At 53.3% G+C, this 24149-nt stretch carries 29 protein-coding genes; 15 read left to right on the top strand and 14 right to left on the bottom strand.

Features of this window, described 5'->3' with window-relative positions:
* Window positions 1-472: 472 nt before the first annotated feature.
* The 4 genes from ABVM99_RS07385 (at window position 473) to mtgA (ending at window position 5438) form a co-directional block, all read left to right on the top strand.
* On the top strand, window positions 473-1402 hold the full coding sequence (locus tag ABVM99_RS07385) for a TIGR01212 family radical SAM protein (protein WP_001176879.1): 930 nt from the start codon (window positions 473-475) through the stop codon (window positions 1400-1402).
* A gap of 93 nt (window positions 1403-1495) precedes the next feature.
* Window positions 1496-3844: an aerobic respiration two-component sensor histidine kinase ArcB gene (gene arcB, locus ABVM99_RS07380; RefSeq protein WP_023195697.1), complete on the top strand. Its 2349-nt coding sequence runs from the start codon at window positions 1496-1498 to the stop codon at window positions 3842-3844.
* A 215-nt stretch (window positions 3845-4059) separates the two neighbouring features.
* Window positions 4060-4713, top strand: coding sequence for an isoprenoid biosynthesis glyoxalase ElbB (gene elbB, locus ABVM99_RS07375; RefSeq protein WP_000719811.1), 654 nt, complete (start codon window positions 4060-4062; stop codon window positions 4711-4713).
* Window positions 4710-5438 (top strand): monofunctional biosynthetic peptidoglycan transglycosylase, encoded by a 729-nt coding sequence (gene mtgA / locus ABVM99_RS07370; RefSeq protein WP_000044646.1) that lies wholly within the window; start codon window positions 4710-4712, stop codon window positions 5436-5438. The genes elbB and mtgA overlap by 4 nt, the downstream gene beginning before the upstream one ends.
* A gap of 74 nt (window positions 5439-5512) precedes the next feature.
* On the opposite strand, the gene yrbL is transcribed toward mtgA, so the two are convergent.
* The 12 genes from yrbL to ABVM99_RS07310 all read right to left on the bottom strand — a co-directional run bounded on the left by yrbL (window position 5513) and on the right by ABVM99_RS07310 (window position 14351).
* A complete protein-coding gene (yrbL, locus tag ABVM99_RS07365) occupies window positions 5513-6145 on the bottom strand; it encodes a PhoP regulatory network protein YrbL (RefSeq protein WP_023195696.1) in 633 nt (210 codons plus the stop codon).
* A 245-nt stretch (window positions 6146-6390) separates the two neighbouring features.
* Window positions 6391-6663, bottom strand: coding sequence for a PTS phosphocarrier protein NPr (npr, locus tag ABVM99_RS07360; protein WP_000216797.1), 273 nt, complete (start codon window positions 6661-6663; stop codon window positions 6391-6393).
* Window positions 6660-7514: an RNase adapter RapZ gene (gene rapZ, locus ABVM99_RS07355; RefSeq protein ID WP_000243749.1), complete on the bottom strand. Its 855-nt coding sequence runs from the start codon at window positions 7512-7514 to the stop codon at window positions 6660-6662. The genes npr and rapZ overlap by 4 nt, the downstream gene beginning before the upstream one ends.
* Before the next feature lie 45 nt (window positions 7515-7559).
* Window positions 7560-8051, bottom strand: a complete 492-nt coding sequence (gene ptsN, locus ABVM99_RS07350; protein WP_000609332.1) for a PTS IIA-like nitrogen regulatory protein PtsN — start codon at window positions 8049-8051, stop codon at window positions 7560-7562.
* A gap of 117 nt (window positions 8052-8168) precedes the next feature.
* A complete protein-coding gene (gene hpf, locus ABVM99_RS07345) occupies window positions 8169-8456 on the bottom strand; it encodes a ribosome hibernation promoting factor (protein ID WP_001176589.1) in 288 nt (95 codons plus the stop codon).
* Between the two features lie 22 nt (window positions 8457-8478).
* Window positions 8479-9912, bottom strand: a complete 1434-nt coding sequence (gene rpoN, locus ABVM99_RS07340) for an RNA polymerase factor sigma-54 (protein ID WP_000809020.1) — start codon at window positions 9910-9912, stop codon at window positions 8479-8481.
* 47 nt (window positions 9913-9959) lie between these two features.
* On the bottom strand, window positions 9960-10685 hold the full coding sequence (gene lptB, locus ABVM99_RS07335) for an LPS export ABC transporter ATP-binding protein (protein WP_000224104.1): 726 nt from the start codon (window positions 10683-10685) through the stop codon (window positions 9960-9962).
* Window positions 10686-10691: 6 nt separating this feature from the next.
* Window positions 10692-11246, bottom strand: coding sequence for a lipopolysaccharide ABC transporter substrate-binding protein LptA (gene lptA / locus ABVM99_RS07330; RefSeq protein WP_000669770.1), 555 nt, complete (start codon window positions 11244-11246; stop codon window positions 10692-10694).
* Complete coding sequence (gene lptC / locus ABVM99_RS07325; RefSeq protein WP_000047845.1) at window positions 11215-11790, bottom strand: LPS export ABC transporter periplasmic protein LptC; 576 nt, start codon at window positions 11788-11790, stop codon at window positions 11215-11217. The genes lptA and lptC overlap by 32 nt, the downstream gene beginning before the upstream one ends.
* On the bottom strand, window positions 11787-12353 hold the full coding sequence (gene kdsC / locus ABVM99_RS07320) for a 3-deoxy-manno-octulosonate-8-phosphatase KdsC (RefSeq protein WP_000030029.1): 567 nt from the start codon (window positions 12351-12353) through the stop codon (window positions 11787-11789). Before kdsC ends, lptC begins: the two co-directional genes overlap by 4 nt.
* A gap of 20 nt (window positions 12354-12373) precedes the next feature.
* A complete protein-coding gene (gene kdsD / locus ABVM99_RS07315) occupies window positions 12374-13360 on the bottom strand; it encodes an arabinose-5-phosphate isomerase KdsD (protein WP_000018617.1) in 987 nt (328 codons plus the stop codon).
* 13 nt (window positions 13361-13373) lie between these two features.
* Window positions 13374-14351, bottom strand: coding sequence for a calcium/sodium antiporter (locus ABVM99_RS07310; protein ID WP_000922736.1), 978 nt, complete (start codon window positions 14349-14351; stop codon window positions 13374-13376).
* Window positions 14352-14563: 212 nt separating this feature from the next.
* Here ABVM99_RS07310 and mlaF point away from each other — a divergent pair, with 212 nt between their 5' ends.
* The 7 genes from mlaF (at window position 14564) to murA (ending at window position 19427) form a co-directional block, all read left to right on the top strand.
* On the top strand, window positions 14564-15376 hold the full coding sequence (mlaF, locus tag ABVM99_RS07305) for a phospholipid ABC transporter ATP-binding protein MlaF (RefSeq protein WP_000531566.1): 813 nt from the start codon (window positions 14564-14566) through the stop codon (window positions 15374-15376).
* A gap of 7 nt (window positions 15377-15383) precedes the next feature.
* A complete protein-coding gene (gene mlaE / locus ABVM99_RS07300) occupies window positions 15384-16166 on the top strand; it encodes a lipid asymmetry maintenance ABC transporter permease subunit MlaE (RefSeq protein ID WP_000925786.1) in 783 nt (260 codons plus the stop codon).
* Between the two features lie 4 nt (window positions 16167-16170).
* Entirely contained in the window at window positions 16171-16722 is a 552-nt protein-coding gene (mlaD, locus tag ABVM99_RS07295) for an outer membrane lipid asymmetry maintenance protein MlaD (RefSeq protein ID WP_001193591.1), read from the top strand.
* Window positions 16723-16740: 18 nt separating this feature from the next.
* Entirely contained in the window at window positions 16741-17376 is a 636-nt protein-coding gene (gene mlaC, locus ABVM99_RS07290; RefSeq protein WP_000476475.1) for a phospholipid-binding protein MlaC, read from the top strand.
* Window positions 17376-17672 (top strand): lipid asymmetry maintenance protein MlaB, encoded by a 297-nt coding sequence (gene mlaB, locus ABVM99_RS07285; protein ID WP_000188844.1) that lies wholly within the window; start codon window positions 17376-17378, stop codon window positions 17670-17672. Before mlaC ends, mlaB begins: the two co-directional genes overlap by 1 nt.
* A gap of 187 nt (window positions 17673-17859) precedes the next feature.
* Window positions 17860-18114 carry a BolA family iron metabolism protein IbaG gene (gene ibaG / locus ABVM99_RS07280; protein ID WP_001518349.1) on the top strand — a complete coding sequence of 85 codons (255 nt, stop codon included), beginning with the start codon at window positions 17860-17862 and terminating at the stop codon, window positions 18112-18114.
* Window positions 18115-18167: 53 nt separating this feature from the next.
* The gene (gene murA / locus ABVM99_RS07275; RefSeq protein ID WP_000357288.1) at window positions 18168-19427 is read left to right on the top strand and encodes a UDP-N-acetylglucosamine 1-carboxyvinyltransferase; all 1260 of its coding nucleotides are present in this window, start codon (window positions 18168-18170) and stop codon (window positions 19425-19427) included.
* A gap of 58 nt (window positions 19428-19485) precedes the next feature.
* On the opposite strand, the gene sfsB is transcribed toward murA, so the two are convergent.
* Both sfsB and ispB read right to left on the bottom strand, forming a co-directional pair.
* Complete coding sequence (gene sfsB, locus ABVM99_RS07270) at window positions 19486-19773, bottom strand: DNA-binding transcriptional regulator SfsB (protein ID WP_000444167.1); 288 nt, start codon at window positions 19771-19773, stop codon at window positions 19486-19488.
* A gap of 231 nt (window positions 19774-20004) precedes the next feature.
* Window positions 20005-20976, bottom strand: a complete 972-nt coding sequence (ispB, locus tag ABVM99_RS07265) for an octaprenyl diphosphate synthase (RefSeq protein WP_001047354.1) — start codon at window positions 20974-20976, stop codon at window positions 20005-20007.
* 257 nt (window positions 20977-21233) lie between these two features.
* Between ispB and rplU the strand changes: the two genes are divergently transcribed.
* The 4 genes from rplU (at window position 21234) to cgtA (ending at window position 24105) form a co-directional block, all read left to right on the top strand.
* Complete coding sequence (gene rplU, locus ABVM99_RS07260; RefSeq protein WP_000271396.1) at window positions 21234-21545, top strand: 50S ribosomal protein L21; 312 nt, start codon at window positions 21234-21236, stop codon at window positions 21543-21545.
* A 19-nt stretch (window positions 21546-21564) separates the two neighbouring features.
* On the top strand, window positions 21565-21822 hold the full coding sequence (gene rpmA, locus ABVM99_RS07255) for a 50S ribosomal protein L27 (RefSeq protein WP_000940593.1): 258 nt from the start codon (window positions 21565-21567) through the stop codon (window positions 21820-21822).
* A 129-nt stretch (window positions 21823-21951) separates the two neighbouring features.
* Window positions 21952-22917 (top strand): DMT family transporter, encoded by a 966-nt coding sequence (locus ABVM99_RS07250; protein WP_000813052.1) that lies wholly within the window; start codon window positions 21952-21954, stop codon window positions 22915-22917.
* Between the two features lie 15 nt (window positions 22918-22932).
* Window positions 22933-24105 carry an Obg family GTPase CgtA gene (cgtA, locus tag ABVM99_RS07245; protein WP_000673556.1) on the top strand — a complete coding sequence of 391 codons (1173 nt, stop codon included), beginning with the start codon at window positions 22933-22935 and terminating at the stop codon, window positions 24103-24105.
* Window positions 24106-24149 lie beyond the last annotated feature (44 nt).

Below are 24149 nucleotides of genomic sequence, written 5' to 3'. Positions count from 1 at the left end.
AAAGCTTCCAGCGGATCCCCAACTTATCGGGAATCCACACCCAGGTCAAATGGCAAACTGATTTATGCAAAAGTGTGCTGTAGCACAGATAACTTTTTTAATCTGTTGAAATTAAAAGGTTTTTATAGAAGGGCTGCTAATACGGAGCGGCAGAAAGCCTGTGATCTGTCTCACTATAAGAGCCGCTCGCCAGGCATTATCTGACCTTGCTTTTTCAAAAATCTTGGCATTTTATGCTGTTTTAAGCGTGAGCAGTATTGAATGCTACTGTTTTTATCGATGACCCAGCAAACGCTGAAAAAAGAGGGGAATATCAGGAAAAATCATCAGCGGGATTATGAATGAAATATCGTTTATTTTGCTTGATTATGCAATGGGTAAAAGCCTTCCGGGACGATTGATCCAGGTCATCGCCAAAGGAGACTAAAAATGGCAGGCTTTGGCCTCTTTTTAAGAGGCGGTCTATCAGATTATGCAGTTACAGAAATTAGTCAATATGTTTGGTGGGGATCTTTTACGTCGGTATGGGCAAAAGGTTCATAAGCTGACGCTTCATGGCGGTTTTAGCTGCCCTAATCGCGACGGCACCATCGGGCGTGGCGGTTGCACCTTCTGTAATGTCGCCTCTTTTGCCGATGAGGCGCAGCAGCATCATTCGATTGCCGAGCAGCTTGCGCATCAGGCGCATCTGGTAAACCGCGCTAAACGCTATCTGGCCTATTTCCAGGCCTACACCAGCACCTTTGCGGAAGTGCAGGTGCTGCGTTCCATGTATCAACAGGCGGTCAGCCAGGCCAGTATCGTCGGGTTATGCGTCGGTACGCGTCCGGATTGCGTCCCGCAGGCAGTAGTAGATTTACTGTGTGAATATAAAGATCAAGGCTACGAGGTGTGGCTGGAACTGGGATTGCAAACCGCGCACGATAAAACCCTGCACCGAATTAACCGCGGGCATGACTTCGCCTGCTATCAGCGTACCACCCGGATTGCCCGGGAGCGCGGGCTGAAAGTGTGCGCGCATCTGATTGTGGGGCTGCCGGGCGAAGGGCAGGCAGAATGCCTGCAAACCATGGAGCGTGTGGTGGAGACGGGCGTTGACGGTATTAAACTGCATCCGCTGCATATTGTGAAAGGCAGTACGATGGCCAAAGCCTGGGAAGCGGGGCGGCTGAACGGCATCGAACTGGACGACTACACGCTAACGGCAGGTGAGATGATTCGTCATACGCCGCCGGAGGTAATTTATCACCGAATTTCAGCCAGCGCTCGCCGTCCGACGCTGCTTGCCCCGCTGTGGTGCGAGAATCGCTGGACGGGGATGGTTGAGCTGGACAAATACCTGAATGAGCATGGCGTGCAGGGCTCTGCGCTGGCCCGTCCCTGGATACCACCTGTAGCGTAGCGTGATGAGGGGCGCTACGCATATTTCGCACAATATTCAACGCGGTTCCCATAATTGGGTATTATGTGCGAAGTTGTGGTGAAGGAATCCTCTATGAAGCAAATTCGTATGCTGGCGCAATACTATGTCGACCTGATGATGAAATTGGGTCTGGTGCGCTTTTCCATGCTCCTGGCGTTGGCATTGGTGGTGCTGGCGATTGTCGTGCAGATGGCGGTGACCATGGTGCTGCATGGTCAGGTTGAAAGTATCGACGTTATTCGTTCCATCTTTTTTGGCCTGTTAATTACGCCCTGGGCGGTCTATTTCTTATCCGTTGTTGTTGAACAACTGGAAGAGTCAAGGCAGCGACTGTCGCGTCTGGTGCAAAAGCTGGAGGAGATGCGCGAGCGCGATCTCAAGCTTAACGTACAGTTGAAGGACAATATTGCCCAGCTTAATCAGGAAATTGCCGATCGCGAAAAAGCGGAAGCGGAGCTGCAAGAGACATTTGAACAGCTAAAAGTAGAAATTAAAGAGCGTGAAGAGGCGCAAATCCAGCTAGAACAGCAATCCTCTTTTCTGCGCTCCTTTCTGGACGCCTCGCCGGATTTGGTTTTTTATCGTAATGAGGATAAAGAGTTTTCCGGCTGTAACCGCGCAATGGAATTGCTAACCGGCAAGAGCGAAAAACAGCTGGTGCATTTGAAGCCGGAAGATGTGTACTCTCCCGAAGCGGCGGAGAAAGTCATTGAAACCGATGAAAAAGTATTCCGCCATAACGTCTCCCTGACCTACGAACAGTGGCTGGATTATCCGGACGGACGAAAGGCCTGCTTTGAAATTCGTAAAGTGCCTTATTATGACCGTGTCGGTAAACGTCATGGCCTGATGGGATTTGGTCGTGATATTACCGAACGTAAGCGTTATCAGGACGCGCTGGAGCGCGCCAGCCGCGACAAGACCACGTTTATCTCTACCATCAGTCATGAGCTGCGCACCCCGCTTAACGGCATCGTCGGTTTAAGCCGCATCCTGCTGGATACCGATCTCACCGCCGAACAGGAAAAATACCTTAAGACAATCCATGTCTCCGCCGTGACGTTAGGCAATATTTTCAATGATATCATTGACATGGATAAGATGGAGCGGCGTAAGGTTCAGCTTGATAACCAACCGGTTGATTTCACCAGCTTTATGGCCGATCTGGAAAACCTTTCCGGTTTGCAGGCGCAGCAAAAAGGGCTACGTTTTGTGCTTGAGCCGACGCTGCCGTTGCCGCACAAAGTCATTACCGACGGAACGCGTCTGCGCCAGATTTTATGGAATTTGATCAGCAATGCGGTGAAGTTTACTCAGCAGGGCCAGGTGACGGTGCGGGCGCGCTATGATGAAGGCGACATGCTGCACTTTGAAGTGGAAGATTCCGGGATCGGCATTCCGCAGGATGAGCAGGATAAAATTTTCGCCATGTATTATCAGGTGAAAGACAGTAACGGCGGCAAACCGGCAACGGGGACCGGTATCGGGCTGGCGGTCTCCCGTCGGCTGGCGAAAAATATGGGCGGCGATATTACCGTTTCCAGTCTGCCGGGCAAAGGATCGACCTTTACGCTAACGGTTCATGCGCCAGCGGTGGCGGAAGAGGTGGAGGACGCCTTTGATGAAGATGACATGCCCCTGCCCGCGCTGCATGTTCTGCTGGTCGAAGATATTGAACTGAACGTAATCGTGGCGCGTTCGGTACTGGAAAAACTGGGTAACAGCGTGGATGTCGCGATGACCGGCAAGGCGGCGCTGGAGATGTTCACGCCGGGCGAATACGACCTGGTCTTACTGGATATTCAGCTACCGGATATGACGGGGCTGGATATTGCCAGAGAACTGACCCGTCGCCACACTCGGGAAGATTTACCGCCGCTGGTAGCGCTTACGGCTAACGTTCTGAAAGATAAAAAAGAGTATCTGGACGCTGGTATGGACGATGTGCTGAGTAAGCCGCTGTCGGTGCCGGCCTTAACCGCGATGATTAAAAAATTCTGGGATGCCACCGATAAAGAGGAGAGTACCGTGACGCCTGAAGAGAGCGATAAAGCGCAAGCGCTGCTGGATATCCCGATGCTGGAACAATACATCGAGTTGGTTGGGCCTAAATTGATCACCGACGGTCTCGCGGTGTTTGAAAAAATGATGCCTGGCTATTTAAGCGTGCTGGAGTCCAATCTGACGGCGCGTGACAAAAAAGGCGTCGTTGAGGAAGGGCATAAGATTAAAGGCGCCGCCGGTTCGGTAGGGCTGCGTCATCTGCAACAACTTGGCCAGCAAATCCAGTCGCCGGATCTTCCCGCCTGGGAAGATAATGTCGCGGAATGGATTGAAGAGATGAAGCAGGAGTGGCAGCACGATGTCGCGGTGCTGAAAGCCTGGGTGGCAAACGCGGAAAAAAAAATGACCCCGGTTTGACCGGGGTGCGCGAATACTGCGCCAACACCAGGGAAATCGTGGCTGCGCCGTGCTTATTATGATGATGTCAAAGGCGCAGTCCTGTTTTCAGGCCGCACGCAGTTAAGATAGCAAATCCTAAATGATTTGTTACATGAATCATTTAAATGTGTGAAGCGTAGCATTTTAATCAAAATTATTAATGGGCTTGAGTCGGTTGCAGGAGGATGTTCACCATGAAAAAAATTGGCGTAGTGCTCAGCGGATGCGGCGTCTATGACGGCGCCGAAATTCATGAGGCCGTTCTGACGCTGTTGGCCATTGCCCGCAGCGGCGCGCAGGCTGTCTGCTTCGCGCCGGATAAACCACAAGCGGATGTTATTAATCACCTGACCGGCGAAGCGATGGCGGAAACGCGTAACGTTCTGATTGAGGCGGCGCGTATTACGCGGGGCGATATTCGTCCCCTGTCCCAGGCTCAGCCAGAGGAACTGGATGCGCTCATTGTGCCTGGCGGTTTCGGCGCGGCGAAGAACCTGAGTAATTTCGCCAGCCAGGGGAGCGAATGCCGGGTGGATAGCGATGTCGTCGCGCTGGCGAAGGCCATGCACCAGTCCGGCAAGCCGCTGGGATTCATCTGTATCGCACCCGCAATGTTGCCGAAAATCTTTGACTTCCCGCTACGTCTGACAATAGGGACGGATATTGATACCGCTGAAGTACTTGAAGAGATGGGCGCCGAACACGTACCTTGCCCGGTTGATGATATCGTTGTGGACGAGGATAACAAGGTCGTGACCACCCCTGCCTATATGCTGGCGCAGGATATTGCTCAGGCGGCAAGCGGCATTGATAAATTAGTGTCGCGCGTGCTGGTTCTGGCGGAATGAGCAAACGACGCATCGCGCCGTTAACGTTTTTGCGCCGTCTACTTTTACGTATCCTTGCTGCGCTCGCCGTCTTTTGGGGCGGCGGCATTGCGCTGTTTAGCGTGGTTCCGGTGCCTTTTTCGGCGGTGATGGCGGAACGGCAGATTAGCGCCTGGCTCGGCGGAGAGTTCGGTTATGTGGCGCATTCTGACTGGGTCAGTATGGCGGATATCTCGCCGTGGATGGGGCTGGCGGTAATTGCGGCGGAAGACCAGAAGTTCCCTGAGCACTGGGGCTTTGATGTTCCGGCGATTGAAAAAGCGCTGGCGCATAATGAGCGGAATGAGAGCCGTATTCGCGGCGCCTCTACGCTTTCGCAGCAAACGGCGAAAAATCTCTTTTTATGGGATGGACGCAGTTGGCTGCGCAAAGGTCTGGAGGCCGGGCTAACGCTGGGCATTGAAACTGTCTGGAGCAAAAAGCGCATTCTCACAGTTTATCTGAATATCGCGGAGTTTGGCGATGGTATTTTTGGCGTGGAGGCTGCGGCACAACGGTATTTTCATAAACCTGCCAGTCGCTTGAGTATGTCTGAAGCCGCGTTGCTGGCGGCGGTATTGCCAAATCCGTTACGCTATAAGGCGAATGCGCCTTCCGGCTATGTGCGTAGCCGGCAGGCGTGGATTATGCGCCAGATGCGCCAACTGGGCGGGGAATCTTTTATGACGCGCAACCAGCTTAATTAATTTTGTCGAATGGCGGCGCGAACGCCTTATCTGGCCTGCGATCTGTGTCGTCCAGGCCTGATAAGCACAGGCCATTAAGCTTCGTGAGAAGTAAGCGCCAGCCGTTTCTTGTCTTTTGGCTGCGCGTCCCTCTCCAGGGCAACGGCCAGCGCAGGCTGGGCGATAAACCGCTGCCACACTCTCTCCAGTTTGCGGTCACAGCACCATGTTGACCAGGTCGCCAGCGGGATAAAGGTACTCTCCCCCAGATTGTCGCAAACCACCGGAACCACTTCTGACTCGCTGATACGCTGGCACAGGATGTTTTGCGGCTTCAGCGACATCGTCACAATATGGTTATCCAGCAGGTAACGTTTCAGTTTTTTCAGTAGCCGTCGCAGGACAGCGACATCCTCTTCATAACGACATTGCGCGGCGAACTCGGTCAGGGTAATAGAGGGCGCGCCGTTGAAATCGGTAATCATGTCGTAGACATAGCCGGTGCCGCAATCGGTTTCTACCGTGCCGTAATAACGGGGGATAGCGCTCCAGTCCGTCAGGTAGCGGGACAGATGCGCATAGTAGCTCAGTTCACGCCGAATCTCTTTATCACCGCCGTGGTCACGGTTGTAAATAACTTTTATGCAACGCCGGGCATTATCCGGATGCGTATAGCATTTACGATGTCGACCGGTGCCCAGCGGAGTCTGTTTGGATAAGAAGATCATGGCAAGTCCTGGAAAAATTTATTCACATAAATTTAGTATGGACAAAGAACTTAAATAAAACCTAAACGAAATTTTTTAAGGTTTTCTTAATGTTTTTATGCATAGGTAAAGCGCACGAAATGTACAAATCTTACGAAAGGGTGGGGCTGCGGGATAAGTGGCAGGCAGGCGTAACACGCCCGGTTTTGGGATGATTGTCATCAAATACCGGGACGGCGTTGGGGAAAATAGGGTATAGAGGAGGTTTAGTCTTCGTCAAAGCCGGAATTGAACAGCGCGATAACCGCCGCCAGCGCTTCAACTTCTTGCGGGCCGGTGGCTTCAATTTCGATCTGACGCCCTTTGGCGGAGTCGAGCATTAACAGCGCGATGACGCTGTTCGCTTCCGCTTCGGTGCCTTCGTCATTGCGTAATAGCACCTCGGCGTCAAAACCCTGCATCAGTTCGAAAAGCTTCATAGCAGGCCGGGCATGCATGCCCAGCTTATTGGTGACTTCAACAGTTTGCTTTACGGTCATGTTTTGCGTTTTTCCAGCGTGCGATGGCGAGACTGGACATTTTTACCGCGCGAGCGGAAGTAGTCTGCCAGCTGTTCTGCAATATACACCGAACGGTGTTTCCCGCCGGTACAACCGATAGCGACGGTAAGGTAGCTGCGGTTGTTGGTCTCCAGCATCGGTAACCATAGCTCAAGATAGCTGCGAGTCTGATAGATAAAATTGTGAACTTCTGTGTGTCGGTCAAGAAACGCGGCTACCGGCTTATCAAGCCCGGTCATGGGGCGCAGTTTTGGATCCCAGTGCGGGTTGGGCAGAAAGCGGACATCAAACACATAGTCCGCATCAATCGGGATACCATGTTTAAAGCCGAAGGACTCAAATACCATCGTCAGTTCGCGCTCGCGTTTGCCTAACAGCCGGGTACGCAGCATCTCCGCCAGCTCATGGACGGACATTTCTGAAGTGTCGACGATCAGATCCGCACGTGAGCGTAACGGCTCCAGCAAGTCACTCTCTTTATCGATCGCACTCTCTAAAGAAAGATTTTTGCTGGAAAGCGGATGCAAACGGCGCGTGTCGCTGTAACGGCGAATCAAGGTATTGCGGTCGGCATCAAGAAACAGCAATTGCGGCGAGAAAGCGCCAGGCAGATTATTCATCGCCTGTTCAAAAATCTCAGGTGATTCAGGCATATTGCGCACATCAATGCTGACGGCGGCGGAAATCTGGCGATCGGCCAGCGTTCGCGCCAGATCGGGCAACAGCACGACGGGGAGGTTATCCACGCAGTAAAATCCCATATCTTCCAGCGCGCGCAGAGCGACAGATTTACCTGATCCGGAACGCCCGCTGACGATCATCAGTACCATGTACCGTTTCTCCTCACAACGACAGAAAGAAATGCCATTGAGTTGTTATGCCTCATTCTGCTCACCTTCGGTGTCAGTAATGATTTGATACAGCTCTTCATCATTCAGCGCCGCGCGCAGGCGGCGGCAGATCGTTTTATCCGCCAGACGTTTCGCCACCAGCGACAGCGTGTGCAGATGCGTTTTAGTTTGATCGGCGGGCACCAGCAGGGCGAAGAGGAGATCGACCGGCTGGTTATCGATGGCGTCGAACGCGATCGGCGTTTCGAGCTGAACGAACACGCCGACGGCGCGTAAGGTATCTTCTTCCAGTTTCCCGTGCGGGATGGCGATACCATTACCAATACCGGTACTGCCCATTTTTTCGCGTGTCAGAATGGCTTCAAACACGACCTGAGGAGGTAAACTGAGCTGTTTTGCCGCCAGTTCGCTGATGATTTCCAGCGCGCGTTTCTTACTCTGACAATGAACGCCGCTACGCGTACACTCCTGGTTAAGTACACTGCTCAGTTGTAGAGTCGTATCGTTATTTATCATAATTTCACCTAAGAACCTGTCCTGTCAGGTTGATGGCCAGGTTCGGAGCGCTAACTGTACAAATGGCCCGTTGTGTCACACAACAGGCCGTCCTGCACTGGCTAACTGCCCGGACAATTAGTGTTGTTTCAGTTTATCTTTATGCCTGGTTAACTGCCTTGCCAGTTTATCAATCAAGCCGTCAATGGCGGCATACATATCCTGGCCTTCCGCGCTGGCGTGAATTTCGCCGCCATTAACGTGTAGCGTCGCATCCGAGATGTGCGTGACCTTCTCCACTTTCAACACCACGTATACCTGATTAATCCGCTCAAAATACTGTTCAAGTTTGGCGAATTTTGTCGTCACAAATTCACGCAGGGCTTCAGTAATTTCGACATTATGTCCGGTGATATTGAGCTGCATAGTGTCTTCCTTATCGGTTGGGTCAAACCAGCTGTTTGCGTTGGTTTGACGGCGGAATGGATAAAGACTCTCGGTACTTCGCAACAGTGCGGCGCGCCACCATGATACCTTGTTCTGACAGCAGAGAGGTTAACTTGCTGTCGCTCAGTGGTTTCGCGGGGTTTTCCGCCGCAATTAACTTCTTCACCAGCGCGCGAATCGCGGTGGAAGAGGCTTCGCCTCCGCCTTCGGTATTGACGTGGCTGGAAAAGAAATATTTGAGTTCAAAAATACCGCGCGGGCTGTGCAAATACTTCTGCGTGGTCACGCGGGATATGGTGGATTCGTGCATCTCGACGGCCTGGGCGATATCCGCCAGTACCATCGGTTTCATATATTCTTCGCCCTGTTCAAAAAAGGCTTGCTGTTGCTCGACGATGCAGCGACTGACGCGCAGCAGCGTGTCGTTGCGGCTTTCAAGGCTTTTTATCAGCCACTTCGCATCCTGTAAATTACTGCGGATGAACTGGCTGTCGGCATCGTTGCGCGCGCTGTTGCACATGGCGGCATAGTGCTGGTTAATCTGTAAACGGGGAATACTGTCGCTATTAAGCTCCACCGTCCAGCGACCGTTATGCTTGCGTACCAGCACATCCGGGATAACGTACTCCGGCTCGCCGGTCTGGATCGATTGACCGGGTCTGGGATCGAGCGACTGAATCAGGTTTACCGCCTCTTTCAGCACCTCTTCTTTCAGTCGGGTAACGCGCATCAACGTGCGGAAATCGTGGTTGGCCAGCAGATCAAGGTGATCGCAGATAATAAGCCGCGCCTCTTCCAGCCACGGCGTGGATTTGTCGAATTGTGAAAGCTGGATCAGCAGACAGTCGCGAAGATCTTTTGCCGCGACGCCTACCGGATCAAAACGCTGAATGCGCTTCAGAACGGCTTCAACCTCATCGAGATCCACCTCTACATCGCCCATGCTTTCGCGAATTTCGTCCAGGGATACGGTGAGATAACCGGTATCATCTACCGCGTCGACAATGGATGTCGCAATAGCGCGATCGGTGTCCGAGAAGGGCGTTAGCTCAACCTGCCACATCAGATAATCCTGCAACGACTGCGTCGTTTCGCCCTGATAGACGGGCAGCTCATCGTCGATATAATCGCCGCTGGGGCCGGACGGCGTCCCGGCGGTGTAAATTTCATCCCAACTGGCGTCAAGCGGCAGCTCTTCCGGCATCTCTTTTTGTTCGAGCGCGTCGGCGGTATCGAGAGGATCGTTATCCTGAGGTTGCTGAGTGTCGATTTCGTCATGAAGATCGGTTTGCTCAAGCAGCGGGTTATTTTCCAGCGCTTGCTGGAGTTCCTGCTGAAGTTCCAGCGTAGACAACTGCAACAGACGGATGGCCTGTTGTAGCTGAGGCGTCATCGCCAGTTGTTGGCTAAGCCTGAGTTGCAAACCTTGCTTCATATTCAGAGTCGTTTTCTCCCGCTAGAGCAGCATAGCCCTCTACCCTATCAGAGTCTGAAGTCTTCCCCAAGATATACACGCTTAACGTGTTCGTCTTGCAGGATTTCTGTCGGCGTACCGTGGGCAATAAGGTGGCCCTGGCTCACGATATAGGCACGTTCACAGACTGCCAGCGTCTCACGGACGTTATGGTCGGTGATCAGCACGCCGAGCCCGCTATCGCGCAGATGCTCGATAATGCGTTTGATGTCGATAACGGAAATCGGGTCAACGCCGGCAAACGGTTCATCCAGCAGGATAAATTTGGGATTAGCGGCCAACGCGCGGGCTATTTCTACACGACGGCGTTCACCACCGGACAGCGCCTGTCCCATACTGTCGCGCAGATGCTCAATATGAAACTCTTCCATCAGCTCGTTGGCGCGGTCTTCTCGCTGTTCTGCGGTCAAATCGTCACGAATTTGCAGTACCGCCATCAGGTTATCAAATACGCTGAGACGGCGGAAAATAGAGGCTTCCTGCGGCAAATAGCCGATACCGCGGCGCGCGCGCGCGTGCAGCGGCAGCAGACTGATATCTTCATCATCGATGATGATATTGCCCGCGTCACGCGGCACGATACCGACGACCATATAAAAGGTGGTGGTTTTACCCGCGCCGTTTGGACCGAGCAGCCCGACAATCTCCCCGGAGTTAACGGTCAGACTGACATCTTCCACTACGCGACGGCCTTTATAGGCCTTCGCCAGATTCTTTGCAGTTAATGTTGCCATAACGAATTAGTTACTCTTCTTTTGCGCCGGAGTCTGGCCTTTGTTTTTGTCTTGCAACTGCGACGGCACCAGAACGGTGGTGACGCGTTTGCCTTTCTCGCTGAAGGCCTGCATTTTCTGCTCTTTCACCAGGTAGGTGATTTTGTCGCCGGTAATGTTGCTGTCAAGCTGCTCCAGATAAGCGTTGCCGGTTAGCACCACAAAATCTTTCGCCAGCTCGTAGTGCATATGGGAAGCGTGGCCTTTCACCGGCTTACCGTTGTCCTGCATCTGGTAGAAGGTGGCCGGATTGCCGTAACCGTCGATCACCTCTTTCCCCTGTTCGCCGCCAGGGCGGGTAACCACGACTTTATCGGCGTTGATCTTAATCGTGCCCTGGGTCATCACCACGTTGCCCGTAAAGGTCACGACGTTGCCTTGCATATCCAGCGACTGTTGATCCGAGTCAATATGAATAGGCTGTTCGGTATCGCCCGTGACGGCGAAAGCCGGAATGCTGGCGGCCAGCAGCGAGCCGGCAAGCATAAGATTAAGGCTGAGTTTGTTTGTTTTGAATTTCATAAGAGGTTCTAACCTTTTCAATCAGCTCGGCGTTCTTGCTGCGTAAGTTACCGCGCATTTTCAGTCCGCTGGAGTTAAATGTTGTGCCGTATAACGTCACCAGATCGTTCGAGGTAACATCCTGCGTCACCAGATTAATCTGCGCGTTATCGGTGGTAATTCTGCGTAATTGAGCGTCAGGCACCAGGGCGTTGACTTCAACATGGCCATACAGATAGAGCATCCGATCGTTAGTCAATTTGGCTTTATCGGCCTTGATCGACCATGTCGGCACTTTATCCTTATCAAAGGTGGTTAATACCGGTTGCGTAAACCATGAGACCGCCTGATCGGAAAAATATTCAACGTGCTGCGCGATCAGACGATAGCTCAACGCGCCTTCCGGACTGTACACGACGGTATCCGTATGCTCGCTTTTATACGTGGGATCGTTGCTGTTGACCATCACGGCAGCAGGATCGTCTTTATCCGCCAGATTGATACCAATCAGTACCAGAATGGCCAGCGACAGTAGAATGATAACCCAACGTCTGGTTTTACTCATATCGATTGCCCTTTGGCCTCATCCAGCTTGCCCTGCGCCAGCAGCAGCAAATCGCACACCTCACGTACCGCGCCGCGCCCGCCGGCAATGTGCGTCACATAGTCAGCGCGGGGGATCAGCAGCGGATGCGCATCCGCAACGGCAACGCTTAACCCCACTTTTTCCATCACTGGCCAGTCAATCAGATCATCGCCGACATAGGCAACATTTTCCGGCGCAATGGCCAGTTTTTCCAGCAGATCGCTAAAGGCGATCAGCTTATTCGACTGTCCCTGATAAAGATGGACAATCCCCAGCGTGGCGCAGCGATCTTCTACAAGTTTAGCCTTTCGTCCGGTAATAATGGCAACCTCGATATTGGAGGTCAAAGCACAGCGAATACCATAGCCGTCACGAACGTTGAAAGCCTTCAGCTCTTCGCCGTTATTGCCCATATAAATCAGGCCGTCAGACAATACGCCATCCACGTCCAGGATGAGCAGGCGGATATTCTCCGCTTTGGTCATGACATGGGTGCTGACGGGGCCATAACAGGTCGCAAGCGACGCACCTGCTTTACTCATCGTTAATTATCCTTGAGTTTCTACACGACGCCTGCACGCAGGAGATCATGCATATGTAACACACCGAGTAACTGGTCGCCATCAGCAACCAGTACGGAGGTGATATGGCGGGACTGCATTAAATTCAGCGCATCGACAGCGAGAATACCGGGACGCACGCGAATGCCCCCTGGCGTCATCACCTCGGCGATCCCCAACTGGCGCATATCGCCGCCCATATCGAACACGCGACGTAAATCGCCGTCGGTGAAGATACCGTCGATCTTCATGGATTCATCGCAAATGACGGTCATACCGAGATTTTTACGCGTAATTTCTAACAGCGCATCACGCAGGGTGGCATGTTTATTAACATGCGGGATCTCATCGCCAGTATGCATAATATCGCTTACGCGCAGCAGTAGCTTACGTCCCAGCGCGCCGCCAGGATGCGACAGAGCGAAATCCTCGGCGGTAAAGCCGCGCGCTTTTAACAATGCCACGGCGAGCGCGTCGCCCATCACCAGCGTTGCGGTGGTACTACTGGTAGGCGCCAGGCCTAACGGACACGCTTCTTTGGGCACTTTAACACACAGATGCACATCTGCCGCACGCGCCATGCTGCTTTCCGGTCGCCCGGTAATGCAAATTAACGGCACGTGCAGCCGTTTAAGCACCGGTATTAGCGCCGCGATCTCGCTGGATTCGCCGGAGTTGGAGATAGCGATAACCACATCCTGCGGCGTAACCATCCCCAAATCGCCGTGCGCGGCTTCGCCTGGATGTACAAAAAAGGAAGAGGTGCCGGTACTGGCGAACGTGGCGGCCATTTTCCGTCCGATATGGCCGGATTTCCCCATCCCCATGACCACCACTTTTCCGGTGCAGTTGAACATTTTTTCACAGGCCAGCGTGAAATGCTGGTTGATATATTGATCAAGCTCCGCCAGGCCTTCACGTTCAATTTCCAGGACCTCTTTGCCTGCCTGCTGAAAGTCAAACCCCGGTTGCAACGCTAAATGCGACATAATCCGTTTCCAGTTATCCAACAAGAAGTGGCGATAGCCAATAGAGCATCGCCAGCCATACGATAAACCCGCCGGTCAGCAGTATACCTGCGCCCCGACCAATCTGACGCGGATGCCGCCAGCAAAGTAAAGCGAAAACCACGCTAACCAGCAACATCACGCTATAATCACGCCCAAATGCCAGCGGGTTGATCTCCCCCGGCGCGATCAGCGCAGGCAGTCCCAGCACGATGGCGAGATTAAAAATATTGGCGCCAATGAGATTACCAACGGCAATATCATTTTCGCCTTTTCGCACGCCGGCAATCGCCGTCGCCAGTTCTGGCAGACTGGTGCCGACGGCGATGACTGTCAGACCGAGCGTTAATTCACTCATGGCGAAATAGTTCGCCAGCACCGTAGCGTTATCGATTACCATGCGCGTCGCCATCGGCATGATGACCAGCGCAATGCCCAGCCATAAGAACGCGACGGGGAGCCCGCCTTCGCGCGGCAGCTCCGCCAGTTGTTCGCGGGTGAGGCTGTCATTCCCCTGGCGTTCGGCCAGACGCGCGATTTTAACAATGAATAACAGCCATAGCACAGCCAGAAGCAGGAGAAAGATACCATCACTGCGACTTAACTGTCCGTCATGCAGTACGGAACCGGCTACCACGCTAACAAATAACATTAATGGCAATTCGCGACGTAGAACATCGGAATGCACGGTAAATGGACGAACCAGCGCCGCCAGCCCTAAGATCAGCAAAATATTGGTGATGTTAGAACCGAGCGCCGCGCCGACGGCCAAATCGAGCTGACCGTGTAGCGATGCGGCGGCCGACACAATAATTTCCGGCAGCGAGGTGCCGATACTCACGACCGTCATCCCGATGATCAGCGGGGGAATACCGAATGTACGGCATAAAATAGAGGCCGCAAACACCAGACGATCGGCGCCGTAGGCCACCAGAAGCAAACCAATTATGAGTAGCGCCATCGCTAAAAGCATCTAAAGTCCTTTCTTCAGGTATACTCGCCGGTCCCCTGGAAGGGATATCTGGAAGCCGTAACGAAGTCCTAATTTTGACTTTATGCGGCTAAAAAGTAAAACGAATGCCAGCTTTCGCTAACCCTGTCAGTTAATATTCTGTAATTATGTCGAACCCATGGTTAAATTCAGCGCCATGGTTACCTCAACAAGGCAATACGAAGGATGAATCAATGGGTCAGTCTGCGGCCAATTTAGTCGATATGCGCGACGTCAGCTTTTCCCGTGGCGAACGCTGCATTTTCGATAATATTTCCCTGACGGTGCCGCGCGGGAAGATCACGGCGATCATGGGGCCGTCGGGCATCGGTAAAACCACGCTGTTGCGCCTGATTGGCGGACAGATCCCGCCGGATAAGGGCGAGATCTTATTTGATGGCGAGAATGTGCCGGCCATGTCCCGTTCGCGGCTCTACACCGTCCGTAAACGTATGAGTATGCTGTTTCAGTCGGGAGCGCTGTTTACCGACATGAACGTGTTTGACAATGTGGCCTATCCGCTACGGGAGCACACCAATTTACCCGCGCCGCTGCTAAAAAGCGTCGTGATGATGAAACTGGAAGCTGTCGGGCTGCGCGGCGCGGCAAAACTGATGCCTTCCGAGCTCTCCGGTGGGATGGCGCGCCGCGCCGCGTTGGCGCGCGCCATCGCTCTGGAACCGGATCTCATCATGTTCGATGAGCCGTTTGTCGGCCAGGACCCGATTACCATGGGCGTTCTGGTGAAGCTGATTTCAGAATTGAACAGCGCGCTGGGCGTGACCTGCGTGGTGGTCTCGCATGATGTGCCAGAGGTGCTCAGTATTGCGGATCACGCCTGGATCATGGCGGACAAAAAAATCGTCGCTCACGGTAGCGCTCAGGCGTTGCAGGAGAATACGGACCCGCGCGTGCGTCAGTTCCTTGACGGTATTGCCGACGGGCCGGTTCCGTTCCGCTATCCGGCGGGCGACTATCACCTTGATTTACTCGAAACAGGGAGTTAAGCCACTCATGCTGTTAAATGCGCTGGCAGCACTCGGACACAGCGGGATCAAAACCGTCAGGACGTTCGGGCGCGCCGGGTTAATGTTATTCAATGCGATTATCGGTAAGCCGGAGTTTCGCAAACATGCGCCGCTGCTGGTGCGCCAGCTTTATAATGTGGGCGTCTTGTCGATGCTTATCATTATTGTCTCCGGCGTATTCATCGGTATGGTGCTGGGGCTGCAAGGCTATCTGGTTCTGACCACTTACAGCGCGGAGACCAGTCTTGGCATGTTAGTGGCGCTTTCTCTGCTGCGCGAGCTGGGGCCGGTGGTCGCGGCGTTGCTGTTTGCCGGGCGGGCCGGGTCGGCGTTGACGGCGGAAATCGGCCTGATGCGGGCGACGGAGCAGCTCTCCAGTATGGAGATGATGGCGGTCGATCCATTGCGCCGGGTGATTTCGCCGCGCTTCTGGGCGGGCGTGATTTCGTTGCCGCTACTGACCATTATCTTTGTGGCGGTCGGTATCTGGGGCGGCTCGCTGGTCGGCGTAAGCTGGAAGGGAATCGACGCCGGGTTCTTCTGGTCCGCGATGCAGAATGCCGTCGACTGGCGTATGGATCTGGTGAACTGTCTGATAAAGAGCGTGGTGTTCGCCATTACGGTAACATGGATTGCGTTATTCAACGGTTATGACGCAATACCGACTTCTGCCGGGATTAGCCGGGCAACGACGCGTACCGTGGTTCACGCATCGTTGGCCGTTCTGGGGCTGGATTTTGTGCTGACCGCACTGATGTTTGGGAATTGAGTTCATGCAAACGAAAAAAAATGAAATTTGGGTAGGCGTTTTTTTGTTGGTAGCGTTGCTGGCGGCGCTGTTTGTTTGCCTGAAGGCGGCAAATGTGACCTCTATGCGCACGGAGCCGACCTATAAGGTTTATGCGACCTTCGATAACATCGGCGGTCTGAAAGTGCGTTCCCCGGTACGCATCGGCGGGGTGGTTGTCGGGCGGGTTGAAGATATCTCGCTTGATCCGAAAACATACCTACCGCGCGTAACGCTCGACATCGAAGAGCGTTATAACCATATTCCCGATACCAGCTCGTTGAGTATTCGTACTTCCGGGCTGCTGGGGGAGCAATATCTGGCATTAAACGTCGGTTTTGAAGATCCTGAGCTGGGAACGTCTATCCTCAAAGATGGGAGTACGATTCAGGACACCAAGTCTGCAATGGTGCTGGAAGATATGATTGGCCAGTTCCTCTATAACAGCAAAGGCGACGACAATAAGAATTCTGGCGATGCGCCAGCCGCAACGGAAGGCCATACTGAAGCCACAACGCCCGCGGGCGAAACGAAATAATCTCAGGAGAATTGAGGCATGTTTAAACGACTGATGATGGTGGCCCTGCTGGTCATTGCGCCATTAAGCGCAGCAACGGCAGCGGATCAGAGCAATCCTTATAAACTGATGAACGAGGCGGCGCAGAAAACTTTTGATCGCCTGAAAAACGAACAGCCGAAAATTCGTGCCAATCCGGATTACCTGCGAGACGTTGTTGATCAGGAACTTCTGCCGTACGTGCAGGTAAAATATGCCGGCGCGCTGGTGTTGGGCCGCTACTACAAAGAGGCGACCCCGGCGCAGCGTGAAGCCTATTTTGCAGCGTTTCGCGAATACCTGAAACAGGCATACGGTCAGGCGCTGGCGATGTACCACGGCCAGACTTACCAGATAGCGCCTGAGCAACCGCTGGGCGATGCGACCATTGTGCCTATCCGTGTAACGATTATCGATCCCAACGGTCGTCCGCCGGTACGCCTGGATTTCCAGTGGCGCAAAAATACCCAGACCGGCAACTGGCAGGCGTATGACATGATTGCGGAAGGCGTCAGCATGATCACCACCAAGCAAAATGAGTGGAGCGATCTGCTGCGTACTAAAGGCATCGACGGCCTGACCGCACAACTGAAATCTATCTCTCAGCAGAAAATTACTTTGGACGAGAAACAGTAATGACGCCGCAACTCACCTGGACGCGTGAGGCGGACACTCTGGTGCTGGCGGGAGAGCTGGATCAGGACGTGTTGGCGCCGCTATGGGACGCGCGCGTAGAAGCGATGACTGGCGTTACCCGTATCGACCTGAGCCAGATCTCCAGGGTGGATACGGGGGGACTGGCGCTGCTGGCGCACCTTGTGAACCAGGCAAAAAAGCAGGGCAATGCCGTATCGCTGTCTGGCGTTAACGACAAGGTTTACGCGCTGGCGCAATTATATAACTTGCCCGAAGACGTACTTCCCCGTATGTAATGAATGCCGGATGGTTTATCCGGCCTACACTTCGCATGATCCCCGTAGGCCGGATAAGTTGCGTTAGCAGCACCATCCGGCACTTTTACCGCGCTGATTTATCAGCGTAATCTTTTGCTTATTTAAGACGGTGCGACTTTGCTCTAAGATGTTGGGCTGTTTTCACTATTTGACGAATAAAGAACCCATGGAAAATCATGAAATTCAGAGTGTGCTGATGAATGCCCTCTCCCTCCAGGAAGTCCACGTCTCCGGCGATGGCAGTCACTTTCAGGTTATTGCCGTGGGCGAGATGTTTGACGGCATGAGCCGGGTCAAGAAACAGCAAACGGTCTATGGGCCGCTAATGGAGTACATTGCGGACAACCGTATCCATGCCGTATCGATCAAAGCATATACCCCGGCGGAATGGGCGCGCGATCGTAAACTTAACGGATTTTAAGCTACGGGTAACCTGCCGGTAGCGGAGATGAATGCTTAACTGAGAATACAATAATGGATAAATTTCGTGTACAGGGGCCAACGACGCTCCAGGGCGAAGTCACAATTTCCGGCGCCAAAAACGCCGCGCTGCCGATCCTGTTCGCCGCTCTGCTGGCAGAAGAACCGGTAGAGATCCAAAACGTTCCAAAACTGAAAGACGTGGATACGTCGATGAAGCTCCTGAGCCAATTAGGCGCGAAAGTGGAACGCAATGGATCGGTACATATTGATGCCAGCCAGGTGAACGTGTTCTGCGCGCCTTATGATCTGGTTAAGACCATGCGCGCCTCGATATGGGCGCTGGGGCCGCTGGTTGCCCGTTTTGGTCAGGGACAAGTCTCTCTGCCGGGGGGCTGTACTATCGGCGCGCGTCCGGTTGATCTGCATATTACCGGTCTGGAACAACTGGGTGCGACCATCAAGCTGGAAGAGGGCTACGTAAAGGCCTCCGTCGAAGGACGTCTTAAAGGGGCGCATATCGTGATGGATAAGGTCAGCGTCGGCGCGACCGTCACCATTATGTGCGCCGCTACGCTGGCGGAAGGGACGACCATCATTGAAAACGCCGCGCGCGAGCCGGAAATTGTCGACACCGCTAACTTCCTGGTTACGCTGGGGGCGAAGATCGCCGGGCAGGGCACCGATCGTATTACGATCGAGGGCGTAGAGCGTCTGGGCGGCGGCGTTTATCGTGTGCTGCCGGATCGTATCGAAACGGGGACTTTCCTGGTGGCGGCAGCGATCTCTCGCGGCAAAATCCTCTGCCGTAACGCGCAACCGGACACTCTGGACGCGGTACTGGCGAAACTGCGCGATGCTGGCGCGGATATCGAAGTGGGCGAGGACTGGATTAGTCTGGACATGCACGGCAAACGACCGAAGGCGGTCAATGTCCGTACCGCGCCGCACCCGGCATTCCCGACCGATATGCAGGCGCAGTTCACGTTGCTGAACCTGGTGGCGGAAGGGACGGGCTTTATCACTGAAACCGTCTTTGAAAACCGTTTTATGCACGTGCCTGAACTCAGCCGCATGGGCGCGCGTGCGGAAATTGAAAGCAATACCGTCATATGCCATGGCGTAGAAACGCTCTCTGGCGCCCAGGTCATGGCGACAGATCTGCGAGCATCTGCGAGCCTGGTGCTGGCGGGCTGTATTGCGGAAGGCACGACGATTGTGGATCGTATTTATCACATCGATCGCGGTTATGAGCGCATCGAAGACAAACTGCGCGCGCTAGGCGCGAATATTGAACGCGTGAAAGGCGAATAACCTTCTGTACGCTGAATAACCCCCGCGAACGCGATTGCGGGGGTTGTTTTACAGGCACTTACTCTACATTCTGTTTGTCTTTATTACGCGCTCTCATAAGCCGCGTTCTGTCGATAAACTCATGCGTGCGCGGATCGTGATAACGCGATGGCCAAATAACCCAGGGTTCCGTTCCTAATGCTTTCGCGATAATCAACTCTCCTTTCGGCCACGGGCGCGTTAATGCATTGGCCAGCGTGGATGAACTCAATCCATTCCGGCGTGACTCAGCGGCCATTGAAGTCCCTTTTTTACGTAGTCCGGCAATGATATCGGCCGGATGCCAGTCAATAAGCTTGCTTTCCATACATCCATCACTCCTTAGGTTAATCACTTACGGTTTTAACAACCCGACGACGTTCGATACTATAACGCTTCGTGAAGGAATGTTCTAAAAAGTTCATGTAAGTGGCGGCAATATTCAGAATATGCCAGGGGAAGTCCTGGATGAGTATGTGAAAGACAGGCGATAGGGTATCTGGAGTTTATTAGAACTTAATGGGATATCCCGCGCAGTACGCGGGATAAGAGAACGGCATTAACGATCGCGCTGCACCGCGATGTGTGCGAGACCGATTAGCGCCTCACGCCATGGAGTATCCGGCAATATCTGCAACGCGGATATCGCTTTGTCGGCTTCTTCTTCCGCTCGCTGACGCGTCCATTCCAGCGAGCCGCAGGTGGTCATCGCTTCCAGAACCGGTTCCAGAAGATGACGGCCATTACCTTGTTCAATAGCGGTACGGATCATCGCTGACTGTTCTGGCGTACCGTGGCGCATGGCGTGAAGCAACGGTAAGGTGGGTTTGCCCTCATTGAGGTCATCACCCACATTTTTACCGAGATGCTCGCCGTCGGCGCTGTAATCCAGCAGATCGTCAATGAGCTGGAAAGCCGTACCAAGGTAGCGGCCATAGTCCTGCAACCCTTTCTCTTGCTCAGGCGTACAACCGGCAAGAATACCGGAGCACTGGGCGGCGGCTTCGAACAGACGGGCCGTTTTACTGTAAATCACCCGCATGTAATTTTCTTCGGTAATGTCCGGGTCATTCACGTTCATCAATTGCAGCACTTCGCCTTCTGCAATCACGTTGACCGCTTCCGACATCACTTCCAGCACTTTTAACGAGCCGAGGCTGGTCATCATCTGGAAGGCGCGGGTATAGATAAAGTCGCCGACCAACACGCTGGCGGCATTACCGAAAGCGGCATTTGCCGTCGCTTTGCCGCGACGCATATCAGATTCATCCACCACATCATCATGTAGCAGCGTCGCCGTGTGGATAAACTCGATCAGAGCGGCGATAGTCACGTGCGCGTTACCCTGATAACCCACCGCGCGCGCGGCAAGAACGGCAATCATCGGACGAATGCGTTTTCCGCCGCCGCTAATAATGTAATATCCTAGCTGATTAATCAGTTGAACGTCGGAATTAAGCTGTTCAAGGATTGTCGCATTGACACCCGCCATATCTTGCGCGGTTAACTCGTTGATTTTTTCTAAATTCATCGCAAAAGCCGGGCTTATCGCCCCGATTATCCCATGTCTGAATGAGGTAACGTAGGGTTTATGGTTAGAAATATACCCTGATTGTACTGAAAAAACGCCGCAGATAAACGTTACCGTATGCGTTGTGTTTTTTTTCTTCATGTATTGATGGTAGCACTTGTCAAAGCCGTGCAATTTGCGTAATATTCGCGCCCTATTGTGAATATTTATAGCGCGCTCTGAATCATTGAAAGGTGTGCGCGGAAGCGGAGTTTTTTATGTACGCGGTTTTCCAAAGTGGTGGTAAACAACACCGAGTAAGCGAAGGTCAGACCGTTCGCCTGGAAAAGCTGGACATCGCAACTGGCGAAACTATCGAGTTCGCTGAAGTTCTGATGATCGCAAACGGTGAAGAAGTCAAAATCGGCGTTCCTTTCGTTGATGGCGGCGTAATCAAAGCTGAAGTTGTTGCCCACGGTCGTGGCGAGAAAGTTAAAATCGTTAAGTTTCGTCGTCGTAAACACTACCGTAAGCAGCAGGGCCATCGTCAGTGGTTCACTGATGTGAAAATTACCGGCATCAGCGCTTAAGATTAGGGGAGCAGATTAAATGGCACATAAAAAGGCTGGCGGCTCGACTCGTAACGGTCGCGATTCTGAAGCTAAACGTCTGGGCGTAAAACGCTTTGGCGGTGAAGCAGTTCTGGCAGGCAGCATCATCGTTCGTCAACGTGGTACTAAATTCCACGCTGGCACCAACGTTGGTTGCGGTCGTGACCACACTCTGTTTGCTAAAGCAGACGGTAAAGTGAAATTCGAAGTTAAAGGCCCGAAAAACCGTAAATACATCAGCATCGTTGCTGAGTAAGTTTTTTGTGGTCCGGTAACGGATGAAAGCCCCGCACCTGTTGCGGGGCTTTTTACATTCGATGGCCGACTAAAATATACCCGTGTGGCTGTGCGAATGCCGTTAACGGGTCTTTGCAGGGAACACGGCATGAAGCAGCAGGCAGGCATTGGCATTCTTTTAGCGCTCACTACCGCGATGTGCTGGGGAGCGTTGCCAATAGCAATGAAGCAAGTGCTGGAGGTGATGGAGCCTTCAACCATTGTCTTCTACCGCTTCTTAATGGCCAGTATTGGCCTCGGGGCGATACTGGCAGTAAAAAGAAAGCTGCCGCCGCTGCGTATTTTTCGTAAGCCGCGCTGGTTGGTGTTATTGGCGATAGCGACCTGCGGACTGTTCGGTAATTTCATTTTGTTCAGTTCTTCCCTGCAATATTTAAGCCCAACCGCGTCGCAGGTTATCGGCCAGCTTTCGCCGGTTGGCATGATGGTCGCCAGCGTCTTTATTCTGAAAGAAAAGATGCGCGGTACGCAGGTGATTGGCGCGCTGATGTTATTGAGCGGGCTGGTGATGTTTTTTAACACCAGTCTGATCGAGATTTTTACCCGACTGACCGACTACACCTGGGGCGTTATTTTTGGCGTAGGCGCGGCGATGGTGTGGGTGAGCTATGGCGTGGCGCAAAAAGTATTATTGCGACGTCTGGCCTCGCAGCAGATCCTGTTTTTACTGTACACTTTATGTACGATAGCGCTCTTGCCGCTGGCAAAACCGATGGTGATAGCGCAACTGAGCGACTGGCAGCTCGCCTGTTTGATTTTCTGCGGGCTAAATACGCTGGTAGGATATGGCGCCCTGGCGGAAGCGATGGCGCGTTGGCAGGCGGCGCAGGTGAGCGCGATAATCACGCTTACACCGCTATTTACCCTGCTGTTTTCAGATCTTTTATCTATGGCCTGGCCCGATTTCTTCGCCAGACCGATGTTAAACCTTTTAGGTTATCTCGGTGCGTTTGTCGTGGTTGCGGGCGCGATGTATTCCGCCATTGGTCATCGTATTTGGGGCGGTTTACGCAAGCATGAAACGGTGGTTTCGCAACCCCGCTCAGGCGAATGATTTACGGAGAATAAAATGAAGTTTGTTGATGAAGCATCGATTCTGGTCGTTGCAGGCGATGGCGGTAATGGCTGTGTGAGCTTCCGCCGCGAAAAATATATCCCGAAAGGCGGCCCGGACGGCGGTGATGGCGGCGACGGCGGCGACGTCTGGATGGAAGCCGATGAAAACCTGAATACGCTGATCGATTACCGCTTTGAAAAATCGTTCCGCGCTGAACGTGGTCAGAATGGCGCGAGCCGCGACTGTACCGGTAAACGCGGTAAAGACGTGACCATCAAAGTGCCGGTCGGTACGCGCGTTATCGACCAGGGAACCGGTGAAACGATGGGCGACATGACCAAACACGGTCAGCGTCTGTTGGTCGCGAAGGGCGGCTGGCATGGGCTAGGCAATACCCGTTTTAAATCCTCGGTTAACCGTACGCCGCGCCAGAAAACCAATGGTACGCCGGGCGATAAGCGCGACCTGCTGCTGGAACTGATGCTGCTGGCGGATGTCGGGATGCTGGGGATGCCAAATGCCGGTAAATCAACGTTTATTCGTGCGGTATCGGCAGCAAAACCGAAAGTCGCGGACTATCCGTTTACCACGCTGGTGCCGAGCCTGGGCGTGGTACGTATGGACAGCGAAAAGAGTTTTGTGGTGGCCGACATTCCGGGGTTGATCGAAGGCGCGGCGGAAGGCGCGGGCCTGGGGATTCGCTTCCTGAAGCACCTCGAACGTTGCCGCGTACTGCTGCACCTCATTGATATCGATCCGATCGACGGTTCCGATCCGGTGGAAAACGCCCGTATCATTATTGGCGAACTGGAAAAATACAGCCAGGATCTGGCGGCTAAACCGCGCTGGTTAGTGTTCAACAAGATCGATCTGATGGATAAAACCGAAGCGGAAGAGAAAGCGAAAGCGATCGCCGAAGCGTTGGGCTGGGAAGGGAAATACTATCTGATTTCCGCTGCCAGTCAGCTAGGGGTGAAAGATCTCTGCTGGGATGTGATGACCTTTATCATCGAGAATCCGATCGCGCAGGCTGAAGAAGCAAAACAGCCGGAAAAAGTCGAGTTCATGTGGGACGATTATCATCGCCAGCAGTTGGCTGAAGTGGAAGAAGACGCAGACGATGACTGGGATGACGACTGGGATGAAGACGACGAAGAAGGCGTCGAGTTCATCTACAAACGTTAATCTCGTAGCCGGATGGCGCTTACGCTTATCCGGCCTATAAAAGC

It is taken from the genome of Salmonella sp. SJTUF15591, from assembly GCF_043356435.1.
Lineage (GTDB): Bacteria > Pseudomonadota > Gammaproteobacteria > Enterobacterales > Enterobacteriaceae > Salmonella > Salmonella enterica.
The sequence above is the reverse complement of the archived record's forward strand: the minus strand, read 5'-3'. Positions and strand labels throughout refer to the sequence as shown.